The 21,279-nt window shown below is 51.0% G+C and carries 26 protein-coding genes; all 26 read left to right on the top strand.

What is annotated here, in order from left to right; all coding sequences use genetic code 11:
* Positions 1 to 22 precede the first annotated feature (22 nt).
* On the top strand, positions 23 to 1,351 hold the full coding sequence (gene trmFO, locus ACTHRH_RS16445; protein ID WP_379287435.1) for an FADH(2)-oxidizing methylenetetrahydrofolate--tRNA-(uracil(54)-C(5))-methyltransferase TrmFO: 1,329 nt from the start codon (positions 23 to 25) through the stop codon (positions 1,349 to 1,351).
* A gap of 68 nt (positions 1,352 to 1,419) precedes the next feature.
* Positions 1,420 to 2,313 carry a tyrosine recombinase XerC gene (gene xerC, locus ACTHRH_RS16440; RefSeq protein ID WP_379287433.1) on the top strand — a complete coding sequence of 298 codons (894 nt, stop codon included), beginning with the start codon at positions 1,420 to 1,422 and terminating at the stop codon, positions 2,311 to 2,313.
* Positions 2,314 to 2,351: 38 nt separating this feature from the next.
* The gene (gene hslV, locus ACTHRH_RS16435; protein ID WP_144933181.1) at positions 2,352 to 2,894 is read left to right on the top strand and encodes an ATP-dependent protease subunit HslV; all 543 of its coding nucleotides are present in this window, start codon (positions 2,352 to 2,354) and stop codon (positions 2,892 to 2,894) included.
* Between the two features lie 38 nt (positions 2,895 to 2,932).
* Positions 2,933 to 4,327, top strand: coding sequence for an ATP-dependent protease ATPase subunit HslU (hslU, locus tag ACTHRH_RS16430; protein ID WP_379287431.1), 1,395 nt, complete (start codon positions 2,933 to 2,935; stop codon positions 4,325 to 4,327).
* A gap of 30 nt (positions 4,328 to 4,357) precedes the next feature.
* Complete coding sequence (gene codY / locus ACTHRH_RS16425; RefSeq protein ID WP_144933178.1) at positions 4,358 to 5,137, top strand: GTP-sensing pleiotropic transcriptional regulator CodY; 780 nt, start codon at positions 4,358 to 4,360, stop codon at positions 5,135 to 5,137.
* 258 nt (positions 5,138 to 5,395) lie between these two features.
* Positions 5,396 to 5,803 (top strand): flagellar basal body rod protein FlgB, encoded by a 408-nt coding sequence (flgB, locus tag ACTHRH_RS16420; RefSeq protein WP_440416575.1) that lies wholly within the window; start codon positions 5,396 to 5,398, stop codon positions 5,801 to 5,803.
* Positions 5,800 to 6,249, top strand: coding sequence for a flagellar basal body rod protein FlgC (gene flgC, locus ACTHRH_RS16415; RefSeq protein WP_379287428.1), 450 nt, complete (start codon positions 5,800 to 5,802; stop codon positions 6,247 to 6,249). The genes flgB and flgC overlap by 4 nt, the downstream gene beginning before the upstream one ends.
* A 30-nt stretch (positions 6,250 to 6,279) precedes the next feature.
* A complete protein-coding gene (gene fliE, locus ACTHRH_RS16410) occupies positions 6,280 to 6,585 on the top strand; it encodes a flagellar hook-basal body complex protein FliE (RefSeq protein ID WP_150959634.1) in 306 nt (101 codons plus the stop codon).
* A gap of 37 nt (positions 6,586 to 6,622) precedes the next feature.
* Positions 6,623 to 8,209 carry a flagellar basal-body MS-ring/collar protein FliF gene (gene fliF, locus ACTHRH_RS16405; protein ID WP_379287426.1) on the top strand — a complete coding sequence of 529 codons (1,587 nt, stop codon included), beginning with the start codon at positions 6,623 to 6,625 and terminating at the stop codon, positions 8,207 to 8,209.
* Between the two features lie 12 nt (positions 8,210 to 8,221).
* Positions 8,222 to 9,241 carry a flagellar motor switch protein FliG gene (gene fliG / locus ACTHRH_RS16400; protein WP_379287424.1) on the top strand — a complete coding sequence of 340 codons (1,020 nt, stop codon included), beginning with the start codon at positions 8,222 to 8,224 and terminating at the stop codon, positions 9,239 to 9,241.
* Entirely contained in the window at positions 9,225 to 10,076 is an 852-nt protein-coding gene (locus tag ACTHRH_RS16395) for a FliH/SctL family protein (RefSeq protein ID WP_440416572.1), read from the top strand. Before fliG ends, ACTHRH_RS16395 begins: the two co-directional genes overlap by 17 nt.
* Positions 10,066 to 11,391 (top strand): flagellar protein export ATPase FliI, encoded by a 1,326-nt coding sequence (gene fliI / locus ACTHRH_RS16390; protein ID WP_379287420.1) that lies wholly within the window; start codon positions 10,066 to 10,068, stop codon positions 11,389 to 11,391. The genes ACTHRH_RS16395 and fliI overlap by 11 nt, the downstream gene beginning before the upstream one ends.
* A 7-nt stretch (positions 11,392 to 11,398) precedes the next feature.
* Positions 11,399 to 11,839, top strand: coding sequence for a flagellar export protein FliJ (gene fliJ / locus ACTHRH_RS16385; RefSeq protein WP_144933162.1), 441 nt, complete (start codon positions 11,399 to 11,401; stop codon positions 11,837 to 11,839).
* 43 nt (positions 11,840 to 11,882) lie between these two features.
* Complete coding sequence (locus ACTHRH_RS16380) at positions 11,883 to 12,776, top strand: MotE family protein (RefSeq protein WP_144933160.1); 894 nt, start codon at positions 11,883 to 11,885, stop codon at positions 12,774 to 12,776.
* A gap of 58 nt (positions 12,777 to 12,834) precedes the next feature.
* Positions 12,835 to 14,286, top strand: coding sequence for a flagellar hook-length control protein FliK (locus ACTHRH_RS16375; RefSeq protein WP_440416569.1), 1,452 nt, complete (start codon positions 12,835 to 12,837; stop codon positions 14,284 to 14,286).
* Positions 14,287 to 14,317: 31 nt separating this feature from the next.
* Positions 14,318 to 14,899 carry a flagellar hook capping FlgD N-terminal domain-containing protein gene (locus tag ACTHRH_RS16370; RefSeq protein WP_379287415.1) on the top strand — a complete coding sequence of 194 codons (582 nt, stop codon included), beginning with the start codon at positions 14,318 to 14,320 and terminating at the stop codon, positions 14,897 to 14,899.
* On the top strand, positions 14,896 to 15,285 hold the full coding sequence (locus ACTHRH_RS16365; protein WP_379287413.1) for a TIGR02530 family flagellar biosynthesis protein: 390 nt from the start codon (positions 14,896 to 14,898) through the stop codon (positions 15,283 to 15,285). Before ACTHRH_RS16370 ends, ACTHRH_RS16365 begins: the two co-directional genes overlap by 4 nt.
* Positions 15,286 to 15,387: 102 nt before the next feature.
* Positions 15,388 to 16,203: a flagellar basal body rod protein FlgG gene (gene flgG, locus ACTHRH_RS16360; RefSeq protein WP_379287411.1), complete on the top strand. Its 816-nt coding sequence runs from the start codon at positions 15,388 to 15,390 to the stop codon at positions 16,201 to 16,203.
* A 61-nt stretch (positions 16,204 to 16,264) separates the two neighbouring features.
* Complete coding sequence (locus tag ACTHRH_RS16355; protein WP_144933150.1) at positions 16,265 to 16,486, top strand: flagellar FlbD family protein; 222 nt, start codon at positions 16,265 to 16,267, stop codon at positions 16,484 to 16,486.
* Positions 16,487 to 16,942 (top strand): flagellar basal body-associated FliL family protein, encoded by a 456-nt coding sequence (locus ACTHRH_RS16350; RefSeq protein WP_144933148.1) that lies wholly within the window; start codon positions 16,487 to 16,489, stop codon positions 16,940 to 16,942.
* A 33-nt stretch (positions 16,943 to 16,975) separates the two neighbouring features.
* Entirely contained in the window at positions 16,976 to 17,974 is a 999-nt protein-coding gene (gene fliM, locus ACTHRH_RS16345; RefSeq protein ID WP_144933146.1) for a flagellar motor switch protein FliM, read from the top strand.
* Entirely contained in the window at positions 17,964 to 19,172 is a 1,209-nt protein-coding gene (gene fliY, locus ACTHRH_RS16340; protein ID WP_440416565.1) for a flagellar motor switch phosphatase FliY, read from the top strand. The genes fliM and fliY overlap by 11 nt, the downstream gene beginning before the upstream one ends.
* A 48-nt stretch (positions 19,173 to 19,220) precedes the next feature.
* Positions 19,221 to 19,583, top strand: coding sequence for a response regulator (locus ACTHRH_RS16335; RefSeq protein WP_144933142.1), 363 nt, complete (start codon positions 19,221 to 19,223; stop codon positions 19,581 to 19,583).
* A 16-nt stretch (positions 19,584 to 19,599) separates the two neighbouring features.
* On the top strand, positions 19,600 to 20,202 hold the full coding sequence (locus ACTHRH_RS16330; RefSeq protein WP_379287402.1) for a flagellar biosynthetic protein FliO: 603 nt from the start codon (positions 19,600 to 19,602) through the stop codon (positions 20,200 to 20,202).
* Positions 20,199 to 20,975, top strand: coding sequence for a flagellar type III secretion system pore protein FliP (gene fliP / locus ACTHRH_RS16325; protein ID WP_144933138.1), 777 nt, complete (start codon positions 20,199 to 20,201; stop codon positions 20,973 to 20,975). The genes ACTHRH_RS16330 and fliP overlap by 4 nt, the downstream gene beginning before the upstream one ends.
* A 29-nt stretch (positions 20,976 to 21,004) precedes the next feature.
* The gene (gene fliQ / locus ACTHRH_RS16320; protein ID WP_144933136.1) at positions 21,005 to 21,274 is read left to right on the top strand and encodes a flagellar biosynthesis protein FliQ; all 270 of its coding nucleotides are present in this window, start codon (positions 21,005 to 21,007) and stop codon (positions 21,272 to 21,274) included.
* Positions 21,275 to 21,279 lie beyond the last annotated feature (5 nt).

Here is a 21,279-nt window from a genome sequence, read left to right as displayed (position 1 = left end):
GAATTAGGAGGAGGTTGGGATCATGTCCAATGATAAACCAGTCACTGTCATCGGAGCAGGACTAGCGGGCAGCGAGGCCGCATGGCAAATTGCCCGCCAGGGAGTTCCGGTTAAACTGTACGAAATGAGGCCGGTCCGCAAAACGCCGGCCCATATCACCGATAAATTTGCCGAGCTGGTCTGCAGCAACTCTTTGCGGGCTAATGGATTGACCAACGCGGTGGGCGTGCTGAAGGAGGAGATGCGGAACCTGGATTCGCTTATTCTGGCGAGTGCGGACAAGCATGCGGTTCCGGCAGGCGGCGCGCTTGCGGTGGACCGGGACGGGTTTTCGGGAGAGGTGACCTCCACGCTCCGCAATCATCCGCTGATTGAGGTCGTTAATGAAGAAATCAGCTCATTGCCGGAAGGAATAACAGTGGTCGCCACAGGTCCGCTTACTTCTCCGGATCTGTCGGAGCATCTGCGGTCGCTTATGGGAGAGGAATATTTATACTTTTATGATGCAGCCGCACCGATTGTTGAGAAAGATTCCATCGATATGGATAAAGCCTTCATAGCTTCCCGGTATGACAAAGGGGAAGCCGCCTATATCAATTGTCCCATGGATGAAGAGCAATTCGAAGCTTTCTATGAAGCGCTGGTTACGGCGGAAGTGGCGCCGATCAAAGAGTTTGAGAAGGAAATTTATTTCGAGGGCTGCATGCCTATCGAAGTGATGGCTAGCAGGGGCAAGCAGACGATTTTGTTCGGTCCGATGAAGCCGGTGGGGCTCGTCGATCCGCGTACGGGCAAGCAGCCTTATGCGGTCGTGCAGTTGAGGCAGGATAATGCAGCCGGAACGCTGTATAATCTGGTCGGGTTCCAGACCCACTTGAAATGGGGGGAACAGAAGAAGGTCTTCTCGCTCATTCCCGGACTGGAGCAGGCGGAGTTTGTCCGATATGGGGTTATGCACCGCAACACTTTCATCAATTCACCGAAGCTGCTGCGTAACACTTATCAATTTGTCCGCCGGGACAATCTGTTCTTCGCCGGGCAGATGACCGGGGTGGAAGGCTATGTCGAATCGGCGGCTTCCGGCCTTATTGCGGGAATCAATGCGGGCCGAATGGCCAGGGGTGAGGACTGTCTTGTTTTCCCTCTGGAGACGGCCTTGGGCAGCATGGCAAAGTATATTACGACGGCGGACTTTAAGCATTTTCAACCGATGAATGTGAATTTCGGATTATTCCCGCCGCTGGATGAGAAAATCCGCAACAAGAAAGCCAAGTATGAAAAAATAGCCGAACGCGCAATTCGAACTATTCAGAATTTTTCGCAAAGCACAGGCCTGGTTGCTTGTAAGTAAAAGCTTAGCTGTGATACGATAGTATCTGTTTAGTATCTTTAAAGGCTCTGATATCGGAGGTTGACGTTATGACAATGCAAGCGTGGGTGGACGGTTTCCTTCGATATCTGGAGGCGGAGAGGAACGCTTCCCCGCATACATTGAACAACTATGCCAAAGATTTGCAGCAATTCGTGCTTTTTCTGGAGCAGCAGCAAATCGACAGCCCGGCCACCGTGACGTATTTGAATGTGCGGATGTTTCTGGCCAAGCTGAATGAACAGGAGTACGCGAAGCGAAGCGTATCCCGCAAATTATCCGCATTGCGGACATTTTATACTTATTTGCTGAGGGAGGGGCTTGTAGAGTCCAGCCCTTTCAGCTACATAAGAACTCCCAAGCAGGACAAGAAGCTGCCGAAGTTCCTTTATGTGGAGCAGATGGAAGCTCTTCTCGGAGCGCCGGATACGGACACTCCGATCGGACTCAGAGACCGGGCGATTATGGAACTGCTCTATGCTAGCGGAATACGGGTTAGCGAGTTGGTCCGGCTGGACCTGTCCTCCATCGATCTGGACAATGGAATCGCCCTTGTCTATGGCAAAGGGGCGAAGGAGCGGTATGTCCCAATCGGAGAGCCGGCGGTGGATGCGATCCGGATGTATACGGAACAGGCCAGGGAAGCGCTGGTCAAAGCAGGCGATGAAGACGCGCTGTTCGTCAACTATGCCGGCGGCCGCCTGACGGACCGCAGTGTGCGCAGAATGCTGGATAAATATATTACCCAGGTAGCCGGCGTACAGAGCATAAGTCCGCACATGTTCCGCCATTCCTTTGCCACTCATATGTTGGAGGCGGGAGCTGATTTGAGAACGGTGCAGGAGCTTCTGGGGCACGTCAATTTATCGACGACCCAGATTTATACGCATGTAACCAAGGATCATCTGCAATCGATCTATAACAGTGCCCATCCGCGCGCTTGATAGGAGCGTATGATGGATTATTTAAAGGGAGTGAGTGCATGAGCGAATTTCATGCGACGACGATTTTTGCCGTTCGTCATAAAGGCAAAGGGGCCATAGCGGGAGACGGACAGGTCACGTTCGGCAATAGCATGGTCATGAAGAACAAGGCGAGGAAAGTCAGAAGACTTTACAGGGGGAAGGTCGTGGCCGGGTTTGCCGGATCGGTGGCTGACGCGATCACTTTATTCGAGAAATTCGAAGGCAAGCTGGAAGAGCATCATGGAAATCTGCAGCGGGCCGCCGTAGAGCTTGCCAAGGAATGGAGATCCGACCGCGTTCTGCGCAAGCTGGAGGCGATGATGATCGTGATGGATGATCAGGGGCTGCTACTTATTTCCGGCAATGGAGAGATTATCGAGCCTGATGACGGCATTCTGGCCATCGGCTCCGGAGGCAGCTTTGCCCTGGCGGCCGGCCGTGCTCTGAAGAGATACGCTTCCGATATGGAAGCTTCGGAAATCGCGAAGGCGGCTCTCGAGATGGCCGCTGAAATCTGTGTCTACACAAATCACAATATTATTGTCGAAGAAATCGGGTAAGGCAGTTAACTATGCGAGAGAAATCAGGAGGGTTGTTTATGAGCGAATCTTCCCTAACTCCTAAACAAATTGTAGCGGAACTCGATAAATATATTATAGGGCAGAAGAAGGCGAAGAAATCAGTAGCTGTCGCCTTGAGAAACCGGTATCGGAGAAGCCGTCTCGACGAAGCGATCCGGGACGAAATCGTGCCCAAAAACATACTGATGATCGGGCCGACGGGAGTCGGCAAGACGGAAATTGCAAGAAGAATCGCCAAGCTGGTCAAGGCGCCGTTCGTCAAAGTGGAAGCGACCAAATTTACGGAGGTCGGGTACGTCGGCCGCGATGTGGAATCGATGGTCCGTGATTTGGTGGAAACCTCGATCCGCATGGTCAAAGTGGAAAAGACGGAGAAATTGAAGGACAGAGCGGAGGCGCTGGCCAATGATAGAATCGTATCGATACTCGTTCCTTCCGGCTCCAAGAATAGAGGGCAGCGCAATCCATTGGAAATGCTGTTCGGACAGCAAAACCAGAGCCAGCAAGAACAGGAGACGAGGGACCCCGCCGTGGATAACGAGAGAGAAGCGGTTAAGAAGCGCTTGTTGAACGGCGAACTGGAGAATGAAACGATAGAAATCGAAGTGGAGGATCATGCTCCTTCGATGTTTGATATGCTGGGCGGACAAGGCAACGACCAGATGGGCTTTAATATGCAGGAGATGTTCGGCAGTCTGCTTCCGAAACGGACGAAGAAGAGGAAATTGCCGGTCAAGGAAGCGCGCAAAGTCCTTATTCAAGATGAAGCCCAGAAGCTTATGGACATGGACGAGGTAATCCAGGAGGCTGTCCGCCGGGCAGAGCAGACCGGGATTATTTTTATCGACGAAATAGACAAAATCGCCACTCCTAACCGCGGCCAAGGCCCGGATGTATCCCGCGAAGGAGTGCAAAGGGATATTCTGCCTATCGTGGAAGGCAGCACCGTCATGACCAAATACGGCCCTGTGCATACGGATTACATTTTGTTCATTGCCGCCGGGGCATTTCATATAGCGAAACCATCCGATCTGATCCCTGAATTGCAGGGGCGGTTTCCGATACGGGTCGAGCTCAACAACTTGACGCTCGATGACTTCGTGTCGATCCTGACAGAGCCGAAGAACGCGCTGACGATGCAGTATACGGCGCTTTTGGAAACGGAAGGAATCCGGGTGGATTTTACAGAAGGAGCGATTCGCGAAATCGCTGCTATTGCCGTGGAAGTTAATCAAAATACCGACAATATCGGTGCCAGAAGATTGCATACGATTCTGGAGAAGGTTCTGGAGGATCTGTCCTATGAAGCATCGGACATCCACTTGGAGCAGATTTCCATTACCCCGGAATATGTGCGAGAAAAGCTGGGGGAAATTGTAAAAAACAGGGACTTAAGCCAGTATATTCTATAAGCAAGGCCCGAAATTATGGAGGCTTCAGTAATGACGCTATTGATAAAAACAAGAAGATTGAACCGCCTGCTGCAGAAAGCGGCAGGCAAACCTGTCAGCTTTATGGAAATGGCAGAGGTTCTGCGCGATACTATACAGGCCAATCTTTATGTGGTCAGCCGCAAAGGGAAAATTCTCGGATTTGCCCAGATTGAGACGATGGAATCGGAGAATCTGAATGAGATGATTCACCAGAAGCAGAGATTTTCCGAAGAAATTAACACATTATTGTTGAAAATTGAGGAGACGACCTCCAATGTCGATGAAGAAAGCATCTATCATTACTTTATCGAACAAATCGAACATATGTTCGGTCATCGTCAGATGACCGTTATTCCCATTGTTGGGGGCGGGGACCGTCTGGGTTCACTGGTGCTTACGCGTAAAGAGGATGCTTTCGGGGACGAAGATTACATACTGGCGGAATACGGGGCTACCGTCGTCGGAATGGAAATTTTCAAGGTGCGGGCCGAGGAGAATGAAGTTCATGCCCGCAGCAAAGCCATTGTAGACGTGGCTGTCGCCTCCTTGTCCTATAGCGAGCTTGAAGCGGTTGATCATATTTTCGAGGAATTGGATGGGGACGAAGGACTATTGGTCGCCAGCAAAATTGCCGATCGTGCGGGGATCACCCGTTCGGTTATTGTTAATGCTCTTCGCAAGCTGGAGAGTGCGGGTGTCATCGAAACCAGGTCGCTCGGCATGAAAGGAACTTACATAAAAATCCTGAATGATCAATTAATTTTAGGTCTTGAAAAAGTGAAAGTTTAAATATTTGTCAGAAAAATCGAGCCTAAAGTATCATTGAAACAGTAATAAATCCCTATTTACGATGAAAGTCCTGTCGAAAGATGGGACTTTTTTCTTATTGTAATTAATTCCAGTTTTATTCATTATTAGAGATGTTTTGATATGGATCGAAATTTGTCACATTCGTATATAATTTTTTTAAAGGATGTCGAAAAAAAAGAGGAGTTAACAAACATTTGTTGAATAAGATTATCTAGCTTGGAGAGTGAGGTTAGAGAAATGGAACTATTAAAATCGTCAACTTTTAACTTGATGGAGCGTTCGCTGAATGCTTCGGCCTTGCGCCAGCAGGTGATTTCGAACAATATCGCGAATGTGGACACGCCCTTCTTCAAGCGTTCCGATGTTCAATTCGAGGAACTGCTGCAGAATGAGTTGAAGGCACCATTCTCCATTGAAGGATTCAGGACCGATCCCAGACACTTTGTCATAGGTCGATCTTCTTATCCCGCTCCGCAAATTACTAAAGACTCAGAGACAGCCATGAATAACAATATGAACAACGTCGACATCGATGCGGAAATGTCCTTGCTGGCCAAGAATGTTCTAAGGTATTACGTCATGAGTCAGCAGGTCGGCCATGAGATTAAGATGGCCAGAACAGCACTAGGAGGGAGCAGCCGATGAAATTGACAGGAGCTTTCGATATTAGCTCATCTGCATTGACGGCCCAGAGACTCAGAATGGATGTGATATCGTCCAACATCGCCAATGCGGAGACCAACCGCGGTAGATTGGTGGATGGGAAATGGGTCCCGTACAGCCGAAAGATTGTCACTATGGAACCGAAGAGCAGTCAGCCTTTTGCCCATTTTCTGAACTCTGCTATGGAGGGGGCGGCAGGGGAAGGAGTAAAAGTAACGAGAATTACCGAGGATTCAACTCCGCCCAAGCTGGTTTACAATCCAACCCATCCCGATGCGGATGAAAATGGTTATGTACATATGCCCAATGTCGATATCTTGAAGGAAATGATCGACATGATCTCGGCCACCCGATCCTATGAGGCCAACGTAACAGCGTTAAACGCTTCCAAGTCCATGATTACGAAGGCTCTGGAAATAGGCAGATAGGCCGACAGATAGTTGAAAGGGGGGACAATGATGATAGATCCGGTAGTACTAAACGCTCAATCCGCTAGTTCGCTGATACCGGGTTCCAAGACCCATACGGGAGCTCTGGAATTGTCGAAGCAGTTCGACCAGTTTTTGAAGGGGGCTATCACCGATCTAAACCAGCAGCAGCATCAGGTGGACCAATTGAACGAGCAATTCATAGTTGGAGAAATGAATGACGTTCATCGGCTGATGATCGCCTCGGCAAAAGCGGAATTAGGCTTGCAGCTGGTGGTGCAGGTTCGAAATAAAGTAGTGGAGGCCTATCAGGATGTTATGAGGATGCAGCTCTAATTCCAGTAAAACGGTAAACGTCGGATGAGGTGAGTAAGTGAACGAAACGGTTCTCCAGTATGTCAATCGAGGAAAAGAATTTTGGGGCAGATTTAGCAAAGGTCAAAAAATTACGATCATCGCCACTATAGCACTGTTGATATTAACTTTGGTTTTAGTTACATACAGCTTGTCCAAAACAGAATACGCCACTGCCTTCACAGATCTGCAGCCCGCAGATGCAGCGGCCATAAAGAAACATCTGGAAGATAATAAAATTCCATACCGCCTTAGTGATGACGGCAAATCGATTGGAGTGCCGCGGAATATGGTCTCCACCGTGAAAATCGAAGTTGAGTCCCAGGGGCTTAACCAGAACGGCAGCATTGGTTATGGAGCTTTCCGGGAAAATAACGCTTTCGGCACGACGGACAACGAATTCAGCATCAAGAAGCTGGACATGATCCAGGGAGAATTACAGCAGCTCATCAATTCCAATACGGCAGTTGCCAGCTCCAAGGTTGTAATCAACCTTCCCGAAGAAACGGTGTTTCTCCGCGATGAGCAGGATCAGCAGTCGACTGCATCCGTAGTTGTCAATTTGAAGCCAGGCTACCGGCTGGACCAGAACAAGATCGACACGATGTACCAACTGGTATCCAAGAGCGTCAAAAATTTGCCGATTGAAAACATAGCGATTTCAGATCAGAACGGGGATTTGCTCCCGTACTCCAAAAATAACGACAGTCAGTTCACTTCCGCAAACGCGGCGGCGATGCAGTTCGAAATCAAACGGAAATTCGAACAGGATCTCCGCAAGGACATCAAAGAAATTCTGGGCGGTATTCTCGGTAAAGACAAAGTGATTCCGATGGTCATCGCCACGATGAACTTCGACAAGAGAAGCACAGTCGAGAATCTGGTCACTCCGGTCAATACGGAGGAGCAGAGAGGGATAGAAATCAGCGTTCAGGAACTGCAAAAAACATATACGTCCAATGGAGCCGATACTGGCGGAGTGCCGGGAACCGGCCCGACCGATATCCCCACTTACCCGGGCAGCTCGGCTGCCGGCTCAGCCAATTCCGAAGAAATGCAGAGGACCGTTAACTACGAGGTTAACCGGATCACCCAGCAAATTGAATCCAGTCCATTCACTGTAACGGATTTAACCATTTCTGTCGGCATTGAACCACCGGATCGGAATAATCCCGAATCCTTTACCCCGGAAGCAAGGGAAGCCATTGAACAAATCCTCATCAGCGTTGTCAATGCATCGCTTGCAAACAGCGGAAGGACCTTCACTCCGGAAGAGCTGGCGAGCAGGGTCCATGTCTTCGATCAGACTTTCGCCGGGCCACAAGAGGTTAATCCCGCTTCCAGCGTGAACTGGTATTGGATCGGCGGAATTGCAGCGGCAGTGCTGGCATTGGCCGGACTAGGCGGATACTTCATCTCCCGCAGACGCAAAGCGAATGAGGAAGCCGCTGAAGAAGCTTATGAAAGCACAGCGATTGAATATCCGACCATCGATCTTGAAAATGTGACCAACGAGAATCAGATCCGCAACCAACTCGAAACCTTGGCTAAGAAAAAGCCCGAAGAATTTGTTAATTTGTTAAGAACCTGGCTGGTTGACGAATAGAGGTGTGCACGATTGGCAAAAGCAGCAGCACAACAAGGTTTGACAGGCAGGCAAAAGGCGGCCATTCTTCTCATCAGCTTGGGGCCTGAAGTATCCGCTCAAATCTTCAAGCACCTGAGAGAAGATGAAATCGAACAATTGACGTTGGAGATAGCCAACGTGCGTAAAGTGGATGCCTTGGAAAAGGAATCGATTTTGGCCGAGTTTCACCAGATTTGCCTGGCACAGGAATATATTTCGCAAGGCGGTATTGCCTACGCCAAAGAAATATTGGAGAAGGCACTGGGACCGCAAAAATCGATCGACATCATCAACCGGTTAACGGCAACGCTTCAAGTCCGCCCGTTCGATTTTGCAAGGAAAGCAGATCCTGCCCAAATTTTGAACTTTATCCAGAATGAAAATTCGCAAACCATCGCTCTGGTCCTATCTTATTTGCAGCCGGAGCAGTCTTCCATCATCCTGTCGGCGCTTCCACAAGAGAAGCAGGCGGATGTGGCCAAGAGAATTGCATTGATGGACAGCACATCCCCCGAGGTTCTCACCCAGGTGGAGCAGGTGCTCGAGAACAAGCTGTCCGCAACGGTGACCCAAGACTACACGTCAGCGGGCGGTATCGAATCGATCGTCCAAATCTTGAACGGCGTCGACCGCGGAACGGAACGGACCATTCTCGATTCCCTGGAGGTACAGGATCCAGAGCTGGCTGAGGAAATCAAGAAGAGAATGTTCGTCTTCGAGGATATTGTCAATCTCGATAACCGTTCCATCCAGCGGATTATCCGCGACATCGACAACAGCGATTTGCAGCTGGCTTTGAAAGTGGCCAGTGAAGAAGTCAGAGACGCGATCTTCAGCAATATGTCCAAGCGGATGTCCGAAACGTTCAAGGAAGAGATGGAATATATGGGTCCTGTCCGGCTCCGTGATGTAGAAGAAGCACAGACCCGGATTGTGGCAACGATTCGCCGCCTGGAAGAATCCGGAGAAATCATCATCGCACGCGGTGGAGGAGATGATATCGTTGTCTAGATTGATCAAACCCGGAGGATATATAGCGCTTGACGACACCAAATTGATTAATCCGACGTTCGATCTTGGCAAATGGTACGGCAACGGCGCCTCCAGAACGGATCAGGCTCCTTATACGGAAGAGGAGCAGCTGGAAATCCAACAGGCCAAGCAGCTGAAAGAACAGATTCTGCAGGACGCAGAACAGCTGGCGGAAGCCCGGATTCGCGAAGCGATGGAAGCGGCCGAACAGATCAAGGCCCAGGCCAGACAAGAAATCGACTCCTGGTGGCAGGAGCAGCGCCGTCTGGATCTGGAGGAACGGGAGCTTACCCGGAAGCAAGGCTACCAGGAGGGTTATGATTCCGGCGTTCAGCAGGCCACTGCCGATATTCTCCAACAGTATGAACAGCAGATGGCTGAAGCGAAAACGATTCTGGAGCAAGCCTACGAAACCAAGAAGCAAATTATTCGCGATGCTGAACCGTTCCTGATCGAGCTAAGCTGTGCCATAGCCGAGAAGATCGTTCATCAGCAGCTTACGGTCTCCCCGGAATGGATCGTTTCGATGACCCGGCAGATGCTTGCCCGTACAAGGGAGAGAGGCACCATTACATTGTGCGTAGCTCCCGAGCATTTCGCTTATATCCAGGATGCCAAGGACGAATTGCAAATGGTCGTCGATTCACAGGCTGAACTGGTGATCGTTCCCGATTCGTCCGTCAGGGATCAAGGCTGTGTTGTCCGTTCGGAATTCGGCAGCATCGACGCCCGGATTGAAACCCAGTTAACCGAAATCAAGAACGCTTTGCTCCAGGCGGCGGTTTCCCAGGATGGTGTTCCCGATGAAGGCTAGCGGTCCGCAAGCCGGCAAATACATCGACTTCCTTCGACAATTAGATCCGGTCCCGGTCTTCGGTAAAGTGACTAAAGTCATAGGTCTTACGGTGGAGGCCGAAGGTCCCGATGCGAATATCGGAGATGTCTGTCTGATCCATCCTCCCAAATCCGATAAACCGCTTAAAGCGGAGGTCGTAGGCTTTCGCGGCAACAAGGTCATTCTCATGCCGCTCGGCGACCTGCACTCGATTGGTCCCGGCTGCGATGTCGTCAGTACCGGGAAGCCTTTAAGCGTTCAGGTAGGGTACGAATTACTCGGCAAGGTTCTGGACGGACTGGGCCAGCCGCTGGACGGCTCGCTGCTTCCTCTGCGAATGAGTCAATATTCGACGAACAACAGCCCCGGCAATCCGCTGATGAGACCGCGAGTTCTGCATCCCATCAGCGTCGGAATCCGGTGCATCGACGGTCTGCTCACGATTGGCAAAGGCCAGCGGGTCGGCATCTTCGCGGGATCCGGTGTCGGCAAGAGCACCCTGATGGGCATGATCGCCCGTAATACTTCGGCAGATGTCAATGTCATCGCTCTGGTTGGAGAGCGCGGACGGGAAGTCCTGGACTTTATCGAAAGAGATCTCGGTCCGGAAGGCTTGGCCAAATCGGTTGTCGTTGTCGCTACTTCCGATCAGCCGGCGCTCATTCGGATCAAGGGCGCGTTAATTGCGACCAGCATTGCCGAATATTTCCGCGATAAGGGCCTGGATGTCATGCTCATGATGGATTCGGTCACCCGCTACGCCATGGCGCAACGGGAAGTCGGCTTGGCCATTGGTGAGCCCCCGGCTACCCGCGGCTATACTCCATCGGTCTTCGCCAATTTGCCCAAGCTGCTGGAACGTTCAGGCACAGGGCCCAAAGGCTCGATAACCGCTTTCTATACCGTCCTGGTGGACGGAGACGATATGAACGAGCCGATAGCGGATGCCGTCCGCGGGATTCTGGATGGGCATATTGTACTGGACCGGCACCTTGCTAACAAAGGCCACTATCCCGCTATTGACGTTCTGGCCAGTGTAAGCCGGGTAATGAAGGAAATCGTTCCTCCGGAGCAGCAGGAAGCTGCCGATTTTCTGAAAAAACTGCTATCTGTTTATAGAAGTTCGGAGGACCTGATCAATTTGGGGGCGTACCAGAGCGGAACAAATCCAGAAATTGATCTTTCTTTGCAATTTATTTCAAAAATCCATGAATTTACAACGCAAAAGACCGACGAGAAGGTCTCCTATGAGGAAACTGTCCAAAGACTGATTGGTGAATTTCATAAAGGGTGATGATTGAATGCCGTTCAAGTTTGCCTTTCAAAAAATCGTGGACTTAAAAACAAGCGAAAAAACGCAAGCGGAATGGACCTTGTCCAGCGCCGTAGGCGAGCTGAGGAGCCAAGAGCAGAGTCTGCATCAGCTTCGGTTGGAGAAGCAGCGCATGCAGGACCGGATATCCGCGGAGTCGGCAGCTCAAACGACCGTCTCGCAGCTGATGATCTATCAGTCTTATATGGAACACATCGACCATAAAATCAGCGAGAAATATAAAGCTGTGACGGCCGCACAGAACAATGTCGACCGTAAGAAAGAAACGCTGAATTTGAAAATGATGGAGGAAAAGATCTGGCTTAACGCAAGGGACAAGGCGAAGCAGCGATTTATGTTCGAGATGCTTAAGAAGGAACAGGATGCCTTGGATGAGATGGCGTCTGTCAGACACCTGAGGACCTTGTGAAGCCGACGGCAAATTCTTGAGAAGCCCTTAAGGGGGGAGAGCCTTGGATACCGATTTAGAAAAAGCCGAGTTAAGCGCATTTGAACGAATTTTTTATTGGGTTCTCATTCCGGTCATTTTTACGGGGATTCTGGTGCTGGTTTACATGTTCGTCTTTGATAATGAGTTTAAACAGAAAATTCACGGAGCGGCAACCGGCATACCTGTGATCGGCGGCTGGTTTGCAAAGTCGGAAAGTGACGGGGCCGCGGATCGTCCGGCCGAGGAAGAAACGGACAAGGACGAACAAATTAAAGCTTTGCAGCAGCAGCTGTCCGAGAAAGAGGCAGAGCTGCAGCAGGCCGTATCGTCGGACAACGATAAGGAGCGCCAGATTGAAGAGCTTAAGGCCGCCTTGGCATCGATGAATGAACAGATGGAAGAGCAGCGTGCCGGGGACGAGGAATATGAGAAGCAGATTCGCCAAACGAGCTCGGTATACGCCAAGATGAGTCCAAGCAAAGCGGCCGTAATAATGGAGAACTTGACCAATCAGGAAAGAGTACTCTTCTTAAACGAAATGAAAGCAGAAGAGAGGACCCGGATTCTGGAGAAGATGAATCCGCAAATTGCAGCGGAAACGAGCATCGCCCTCAAGGATGCCGTCCTGGCCAAGGATACACAGATCGCCGCTCTGCAAGAACGGGTCAGAGCAGCGGAAGAAAAGTCGTCCGCGGCCGTTCCGAAATTGTCGAGCAGCGATCTCGGATCCACCTTCGCCAATATGGATGCCAAGCAAGCGGCGAAGCTGCTGCTGGAGATGAATGCGGCAAGTCCGGACAAGGTTGTGGATATTCTCAATGCGACAGATAACGAATCCAGATCGCGGATTATGTCCGAAATGTCCAAAGAGAACAGCAAGCTGGCGGCTGCCATTCTGGGCAAGCTCGTTCCCTAGGCGAAGTCGCAATAGTGTTTTTCCCTAGCTTCCTTAATGAAAGGAGGTGAATACATAGATGGAAATGAATGCTGTAATAGTACAGAACGCTGCAGCTCCTCGTGCTTCTTCCTCAGGAGGAAGCTCTACTGTATCGGGAAACGCCGGTGGCGGCTCCTCAAGCCCATCCTTTGCAGGCACATTGGGCCTTGTCATGAATGTAGCAGAGGCGGGCCAAGCGGCAGAGACCCAGAAACCAATCGTTCTTCCCTGGGTCCAACCGTGGACAGCAGAAGAAGAATCGGGGACTGTGCAAACGGACGAGGAACAGCAGGCGATGCTTATCGCCATGATTGGGCAGTGGCTGGAACAACCGGAGCAGTTGGAAAGCTTGATGAAGGAAGAAGCGTTTAGCCAATGGTTCCGTCAAGCCGAAGAGCTGATTAAGGCTCTGGGAGGACCAACGGCCTCACCTGATGCAGGCCGACAAGACTTGGCAAGCAGCACGGAAGAAGGAATGCCTGTTCGGACATGGACGTCCGCCGAGCTCAAGTCGATTCTCGAATCGTTCACCCGGCTGGTTCAACAGCATCCGGACAGCGGACTGGTCGAGCAGTTGAAGGAGAAATTGGGCGAGCTTGTTCTGGCTTCCCAGGCGATGCGCAAGCCGGAATCGTCCATGGCAGATCCGAAAGCCGCTTCCGATGATACGGTGCAGCAGAACCCGCAGGTGCAAGTCCCTGAACGTGCAGCATCGACCCATGCCGACCCATCGTTCGCAGGAGAACGCCAGGCACAGTCTGGCAGCCAAGTTAATCCGGGGAAGGCAGAGCCTGTTATGGGCCAACTGATTTTCCGGGTGCCGTCGGAGCCGGATGTGCTTTCCCGTCTGGAGATGATCGCAGGCCGGAGCGGCAGCCTGGAGCGGCAGATGTCGGTTGGCTCGGAGATGACGAAGGGAGCCGAGCCGGTTACGGCTGCGGCCGCCGACACTGTTGCGGTCGCTGCTGAATCCATGCCAAGGAATGAAGCGCCGCGGACAGTTTCGCACCCTTCCTTGCCTCAGGAGCCGATACCCGCAGAACGATTTGCCGGTGAGATGAGCCGCTTCGTGCTCAGAAGCTTCACCACAGGAGCTTCCAACGGCTTCTCGGAAGCCCGTTTGTCCCTGTATCCCGAGCATCTGGGACATGTCGATGTGAAGCTGACCATGCAGCACGGCCAGTTGACCGCCCAGTTCATCGCTCACACACTGCTTGGCAAAGAAATGTTGGAAGCCCAGATGTCCCAACTGAGAGCTCAATTGCAGTCTCAGGGAATTCAGGTAGAACGGATGGAAGTGACCCATTCCAATTCCTTCAGTTCACATTTATTCCAGGATCAAAGAGACCGCCCTTCCCAACAACCTTATTACCAGCAGTCCAAGCGGAGCGCTGATCGTTACGAGGAGGATTGGTCCTTGGATTCCGCGGAATGGGCTGATGTCCGGGCCTCGGTATACGGCAGTAACGGGTTTGATGTGACTGCCTGACGAATACGACAACCTTCCGGGAGGTGAAAGCGTGTCTGATGCTATAAGCACGAGAAATATATGGCCGTATTATTCCAGCAACAATACCTTCAATACTGCTGAAAAAAATGATTCGCTCGGCAAAAATGAGTTCCTGAAAATATTAATGACCCAGCTGTCGAATCAGGATCCGATGCAGCCGATGCAGGATCGCGAATTTATCGCGCAGATGGCCCAATTTACCGCTGTGGAGCAGATGACCAATATGGCGGCGGATATGAGGCTGCTGCGGCAATCGTTAGGGATGGCCTCGGCGCTGATCGGCAAGGAAATCCAGTGGATAACACTGAATGACAAAGGCGAGAAGGTCACCCAAAGCGGAGTGGTTACAGCACTTACCTTCAAAGACGGAGTGCAATACGCAGTAGTCGGCGAGCATTCCATTTCGATGGACCAGATCATCCAAATCGGTCAGCCGGGGGAGGAGAATCCGCCGGATGAGGTGGAAAACCCCGGAGGCGGCGAGGAAGAGACTCCTGGTGACGTAGAGGAGCCCGATGAGGGCGGAAGCACTCCGGGAGGCGGCGACGAACCTGAAGAAACGGGGAACGGTTCCCCGGGGAACGGCGTATGAACGAACGATTTTCGATAAGCCAGCTATATCCTCATGCGATACCGCCGGCTGCACCACGCAGCTCCGGCAAGTCCCCGGTTACTGAAAGACCGGGTGCCGCATCGTTTCAGAATGCCCTGGATCAAGAGCTGGTCAAGTTTAGTCATCACGCGGAGGTTCGTCTGAAACAGAGAGGGATCCGAATTCAGCCGGAACAGATGGTGCAGATAGCCAATGCCGTTGATAAGGCTGCTTCCAAGGGGGCGAAGGATTCGCTCATTATTATGAAAAATGTCGCCTTAATCGTAAACATCAACAACAAAACGGTCGTAACGGCGTTGGACGAACATTCCATGAAGGACAACGTGTTTACCAAAATTGACAGCGCGATTGTTCTTTCAACGTAGGCCGGCCCTACTTATCTGGAGGCCTAAGGCCGCAGACCGATTGAAGCGGCCTGCCAACGCCGGGCCGGGAATCATTCCACAAGCTCAAGGAGGAGAAACGCTATGCTAAGATCCTTGTATTCCGGTGTTTCCGGTATGCGCGGTTTTCAAACAAAGCTGGACGTCATTGGAAACAACATTGCTAACGTGAATACGGTGGGCTTCAAAGGCAGCCGGGTCATGTTTCAGGATATCCTCAGCCAAACCGTGTCGGGAGTTACGGCTCCCGGAGACGAGCGGGGAGGAGTCAACGCCAAGCAAATTGGTCTGGGAGTAGCGATTTCCGCCATCGATACTCTTCACACACCGGGTAGTGCCATGACGACCAACGAACCTCTCGATTTAAGAATCAACGGAGACGGCTTTTTCGCCGTTAAAGTTTCGGAGGATCAGGAGGTTCCTTACTTGACCCGGGCAGGGGATTTTACACTGGATGCGAACCGTAATCTGGTAACCAAGAGCGGGCTGTTCGTCTGCGGAGTCGGCGGCGATCCGATCCAGCTGGATGAAGATATCGTTGCCTTCACCATTGGTCAGGACGGCAGAATCGTGGCCATTAACGGTGATGGGGAACCGGAAGAAACCGATTTTCAAATCGGGGTCGTCAAAGTTACCAATCCGGGCGGTCTGGAGAAAATCGGCGGCAGTCTCTATCGGACAACCCCTAATGCCCATGCGGAAGATATTGAAGTGGTTGAGCCTGGAGATGACGAAGCAGGCACCGGAGCGATCATCGCCGGTCAGCTCGAGATGTCCAATGTGGATTTGACCGCGGAATTTACGGAGATGATTGTAGCGCAGCGCGGTTTCCAGGCTAATTCTCGAATCATAACCACTTCCGATGAAGTGCTTCAGGAAATCGTCAACTTGAAACGATAAATCTTTTAGAGAATAGGGGGGCGGTTCCCCGCCCCTGCTGATTCTCTGCGGAGGGAATGCTTTGATTACCGTAACCCGTTTGAACGGTAAGCCTATTACGTTGAATGCTTTGTTGATCGAGACCATCGAGGAAACCCCGGATACGATGATCACGCTGATCACCGGCAAGAAAATCATGGTACTCGAGACCGTTCCGGAAACCGTGAGCAGGGTTCAACAATATGTGCAGTCGATAGGCTTGATAAGCAGTCAACTATTACGGACGGATTCGGGGGGAGTTTAGGTGTTAAAAAGCAAAGTTTTTCAAATCGTCGTTGCGATGCTGATCGTTGTCACTTTGATTCTCACCGCTTCCGTTTTGATATGGAACCTGATGGAGCAGAAGAGCTCCAAGGAAGTGAAATCAACGGAAGCGGCAGAGCAAGTGCCGGCCGCTCAAATCAAGGAAATGACCTACTTCCTGGATGAAATCCTTACGAATCTGGGAGAGAGCAGCCGTTTTGTCAAAGCAGGCTTCGCTTTTGAAATGACTACGAAGAAAGCCAAAGAAGAAATCGAGCAGTTGGACTTTAAAGTAAGAGGAATTATTAATCGGACTTTTGCCGAAATGACACCGGAACAAATTACGGGAGAGAAGGGTCAGGACCACCTTTCGACCGTATTGATGGATAAAATTAATCCTTTCTTGCACGATGGGAAGATCAAACAGGTATGGATCACTGAAATGGTGTTGCCATAGGTTTAATGTTTTTTGGTTAGGGGGGTGGCTGTAATGGTAGATGTGCTATCGCAAAATGAAATTGACGCCCTGCTGGCGGCATTGTCGTCCGGCGAAGCGGATGCGGAAGAGCTTAAGAAGGAAGATACCCAGAAAAAAATCCGGTCCTACGATTTTAAAAGAGCTACCCGATTGTCCAAAGATCATTTGCGCAGCTTGACGCGAATACACGAAAATTTCGCCAGGTATTTGACAACGTACTTTTCCACCCAGCTCCGGACCTTCGTTCAGATCAACGTAGTGCAGGTAGAGCAGCTTCCTTATGACGAATTCATCCGTTCCATACCGAAGATGACCATTCTGAATATTTTTGAAGCGGAGCCGCTGGAAGGCCGGATGGTGCTGGAAGTTCACCCCAATATCGCGTTTGCAATGCTTGATCGCCTATTAGGAGGGTTGGGGACATCCCCTTCGAGGGTGAACGCGCTGACGGAGATCGAGTCGATTATCATGGAACGGATTTTCGGCCGGGCGCTGGAATCATTGAAGGATGCCTGGAAGACGGTGGTCGATCTGGAGCCCCGTCTGGAGACATTGGAGACGAATCCGCAATTTATGCAAATTGCTTCGGCGAACGATACGATTGCGCTTATTTCTCTGAGCACCAAAATCGGCGATACCTCCGGAATGATCAATATTTGTATTCCTCATGTCGTTATTGAACCCATCATGCAACGGTTGTCCGTCCACCATATGTTCGTCACCCAGAAGAAGGCGAAGTCGAATGAGGAGTCGGAAATCCTGCAATCCAGGGTGAGTAAGGCCAAGCTTCCGATTATCGCGGAGCTGGGTCATTCCCAGATCACGGTTCGCGAATTCCTCGGACTTGCGCAAGGAGACGTCATTACGTTAAACAAGCTGGTCGGCGAAGGGTTGGCGATCAGAGTAGGGGAGAAAGTGAAGTATGTTGGAATCCCCGGAACGGTTAAGGGCAAAGCCGCCGTTCAGATCACGGATATTGTAAGTGAAGGAGTGGAAGAGGATGACGAATAACAAGGATTTTCTGTCTCAGGAAGAAATCGATGCCCTGTTAAACCAATCGGTAAACAGCCCCGAAGATGAAGCTGAAGCGAACATCGATGATTATCTGACAACGATTGAACAGGACGCCTTGGGGGAAATCGGCAATATTTCGTTCGGCAGCGCAGCGACGGCACTGTCCACATTGCTGGGCAAGAAGGTGGATATTACCACTCCCAAGGTGAGCGCGATTTCCAAGAAGAAGCTGAAGGATGAGTTCCCGAAGCCCCACGTTGCTGTACACGTCAATTACGTGGAAGGGTTCAACGGAGTGAATCTGCTCGTCATCAAAACCCGCGACGCCCAAATCATTGCTAACCTGATGATGGGGGGAGACGGTAAGGGACCGGAGGAGGAACTAAGCGAATTCCATATCAGTGCTGTACAGGAAGCCATGAACCAAATGATGGGGTCTTCCGCGACCTCCATGTCTACGATCTTCAACCGGTTCGTCAATATTTCTCCTCCGGGCATCGATATTCTCGACTTGAGAGACCCGGAGGGCACGGAGAAGCTGCCTGACGAACAAGTATTCATTAAGGTTTCCTTCCGATTGACGATCAGCGATTTAATCGATTCAACGATCATGCAGCTTCTGCCTGTAGCGTTCGCTAAGGAAATGGTCGCCATGCTGATGGGATCCCCTGAAGAACCGGCCGTTCAGGAGCCGCAGCCGGCAGTGGAACAGGCTATGGTAGAGTCCCAGTCGGCAGCGGCTCAGCCCCGTATGGAGCAGACTCCGGCCGCCGCCGCATCGACCGGTACGGATCCGGCTTATGCTCCGCCGCATCAGTCTGCCGTACCGCCTGCCGCAGGTCCTGCAAATTATGGCAATGTGCCTGTACGCAACGTTAATGTTCAACCCGTACAGTTCAGCAGTTTTGACCAGATGTCCTCTGTTCAGTCGGAAGACTCGAATTTGAACCTGCTGCTGGATATTCCGCTGAAAGTGACGGTGGAGCTCGGAAGGACGCAAAAAGCGATCAAAGATATTCTCGATTTATCCCAGGGCTCCATTATCGAGCTGGATAAGCTGGCCGGCGAGCCGGTGGATATTCTGGTTAACAACAAGCTGATCGCCAAAGGCGAAGTAGTTGTCATTGACGAGAATTTCGGCGTCCGTGTCACGGATATCGTCAATCCGATGGACCGTATACAGAAACTGCAATAATACCATTGCATTACATCAATAAATCATGTGAAGAGAGGATTGTTAGTTATGGCCAACCGTATTCTAGTAGTTGATGATGCAGCTTTCATGAGAATGATGATCCGGGACATTCTGACCAAGAACGGATATGAGGTTTGCGGTGAAGCCAATGACGGCTTCCAGGCAGTGGAGAAGTACAAGGAGCTTAAGCCGGATCTGATTACGATGGATATTACGATGCCGGAAATGGACGGTATCCAGGCGCTTAAGGAGATCAAGTCCTTCGATCCGAACGCGAAGGTGATTATGTGTTCGGCTATGGGGCAGCAGGCGATGGTTATCGATGCTATCCAGGCAGGGGCCAAGGACTTTATCGTGAAGCCTTTCCAAGCGGACCGAGTGATCGAAGCGATCAAGAAAACATTAGGTTAGTGCAGAAGTGATAAATATGAAAGGGACATGCGGTCGGGTTGGAAGCAGTCTAGCCGGCAAGATCTGTCCGGGAACCCTGGGGCTGCTTATGGTTGGCTTGATGTGGGGTTCCCGCTGTTTCGCCGAAGGCGAAGAGGACGGACTGTCCTACAACGGATTCGGCATGGCGGTCAAAGTGATTGTCTATCTAGTCCTAATTATCGGTTTATTTCTTATCATAATTAAGTGGATGGCTCAAAAAAACCGGGGTTTTCTTCCCGGACGCACCATTAAAACATGGGGAGGCGTACCTCTCGGCCAGAACAAATCGGTTCAGATTGTGGAAATCGGACATTCATTGTATGTGCTGGGAGTCGGAGAAGAGATCCGGCTGCTGCACAAAATAGACGACCCGGAAGAAATAGAGTTTATCCGCAGTCAAAGTACGGCCGGACAGCCTGAAATGAAGGGAATCTCCCAAATCAGAAAATGGTTTGAGCCCAAAAAAAATGAGGACGAAGCAATGACTTCTTTCCAACAGATGTTCCAGCAAAAGATGAATCAGTTATCCGGCCGCAATGATAAGGTCGAGCAATGGATTCATAATGAAAACAAAACGGATCGGTCGGATGAACGATGAAAAGAATTAAGAGGCTTGCGGTTCTGGGTGTCATTCTGCTGAGCTCCTTCCTGTTCCCGGGCCAGAGCTTTGCCGAAGAGGGAGACACGCTTCCTATTCCCAACATCAATATAGACATCGGCAGCGGAACGGGTGATCCCGCCGGAACGGCCAGTACGGTCACGATCGTTCTGCTCATTACAATATTAAGTCTGGCTCCGGCCATACTCGTTCTTATGACCAGCTTCACACGGATCGTCATTGTGCTTGGGTTTGTCCGAACTTCTTTGTCAACCCAGCAAATGCCTCCTAATCAGGTGCTGATTGGTCTGGCCTTGTTCTTGACCCTGTTCGTCATGTCTCCGACACTTGCGGAGATCAACAAAGTGGCTTTCCAGCCATATATGGCCGGGGAGATCACACAGAACGAAGCCTTGAGCCGGGCGGCTCTCCCGCTGAAGGAATTTATGGGCAAGCACACCCGAGAAAAAGATTTGAAGCTGTTTCTGGATTACTCCCGTGCCGACAGACCGACCGGGATCGCGGATACTCCGTTGACCGCTCTTATTCCCGCTTTTGCGATCAGCGAGCTGAAATCGGCTTTTCAGATGGGTTTCATGATCTTCGTGCCGTTTCTCGTGATCGATATGATTATTGCCAGCACGCTGATGTCCATGGGGATGATGATGCTTCCCCCGGTCATGATCTCGCTTCCGTTCAAGGTTCTGCTGTTTATTCTCGTGGACGGTTGGTATCTGGTTGTCAAATCGTTGTTGGTCAGTTTTAATTCCTGACCGTCAACAAGCTTACAGGAGGGAAACCGATGGCTTCAGATTTTGTCATACGGCTGGCGGGCGAAGCGGTATATACCGTCTTGAAAGCCAGTGCTCCCATGCTGATTGTCGCACTGGCCGTAGGTTTGGCGATCAGCATCTTTCAGGCGACCACCCAAATTCAGGAGCAGACACTGGCGTTCGTTCCGAAAATCGTTGCGGTCTTGTTGACAGTGCTTCTGTTTGGACCGTGGATATTGACCACGCTGGTCGACTTTACGTTTAATTTGTTCAATAACTTACATAAGTATATCGGTTAGGGCTG

This window comes from Paenibacillus sp. SAFN-117, assembly GCF_051966115.1.
Lineage (GTDB): Bacteria > Bacillota > Bacilli > Paenibacillales > NBRC-103111 > Paenibacillus_L > Paenibacillus_L residui.
The sequence above is the reverse complement of the archived record's forward strand: the minus strand, read 5'-3'. Positions and strand labels throughout refer to the sequence as shown.